Annotated in this window: 1 pseudogene; it reads left to right on the forward strand. The window is 37.1% G+C overall.

What is annotated here, in order from left to right:
• Positions 1 to 1,347, forward strand: a pseudogene (locus K324_RS16115) (filamentous hemagglutinin N-terminal domain-containing protein); the annotation flags it as partial.

Raw genomic sequence — 1,347 nt, forward strand, 5'->3', positions numbered from 1 at the left:
GAGCTTGCAAGTTCTGACAAGGGGATTAATATTAATGCGTCTAAAATAAAATTGTCAGGGGAAACTCAGGCAAACGGGGACATCAATCTTAATGGAAACGTTGAGAACAAGTCCAACATATACACAGGTGGAAACCTGAATACGCTTGATATGATAAATTCTGGGAATATTAATGCCTCAGGGAACATAACGGCAAAAGATTTTAGAAACTCTCTTGCAACAGTTCTTTCCGGAGGAAACTTTAATGTAAAAAACTTGGATAATTCCGGAAATATACAGGTTTCAGGAATTACTGATATTAATGGAAAATTTGACAATACAGGAGCATTGACTTCCGTTAAGCGAATCTCAGTTTTAGGAAATGTAGCCAGCACTGGAAATATTTTGACAAATGAAGATTTAACGGCTAGAAATACAGTAACGTCAGGAACAGTTGCAGCTAAGAACCTAAAAGTTGATAACTTGACTAATGACGGTAAAATCAGTGCAAATGGTAATTTACTGGCAAAGGATATTAAAAATACTGGAGAAATTCTGGCTGTTGGAAAAATATCAGGAAACAGTTTTGTAACTTCAGGAAAGGTTCAGACTAATGAAGCCCTTGATATTAATGGGTTTCTTGATAACATCGGAACAGTCGGGGCAGCAAAGGACATAACAGTTGCCGGAAACGTATTAAATTCAGGAGAAATCCTTACTAATGGAGATTTTACTTCAAAGAATATGGACACTTCAGGAACTGTAGTCTCAAATAACTTAAGAACAGGGAATCTTAAGAATGACGGTAAAATTGTAGCCAATAAGGATTTAACGGCTAAAAATGTTTCAAGTACGGGGGATATCACTGTTGTCGGTAAAATTTCAGCTGACAGCCTGAAATCTTCAGGAGCTTTAAGAACCAACGAGGATCTTTCTATTAATGGAAGGTTTGACAATGGCGGGACAGTCGAAACTTCAAAGAATGTAATTGTTTCAGGGGATATTAACAATACTGGGAAAATACTTGCTGGCGGTAACTTAAGTGGTAAAAATACTGTTTCAGATGGAACTGTGGCCGCTAAAAATATATCAGTTGATGATCTGAAGAATGATGGGAAAGTTACCGCAGGAGAAAATATTACAGCTAAGAAGGTAACAAATACTGGAGACATTGCTGCAGCTGGAACAGTTTCAAGTGATGATATGAAAACATCAGGAACTGTAAAGGCTAATAAGACAATTACAGTTGCAGGAAAACTTGAAAATGACGGAACAATTGAGACTGCTGAAGATGTGAAGGTGTCTGGAAATATAAGAAATACTGGAAGAATTGCTTCAAACGGAGATTTAACCGGTAAGGACACAGTT

The organism is Leptotrichia trevisanii DSM 22070 (assembly GCF_000482505.1).
Taxonomy (GTDB): domain Bacteria; phylum Fusobacteriota; class Fusobacteriia; order Fusobacteriales; family Leptotrichiaceae; genus Leptotrichia; species Leptotrichia trevisanii.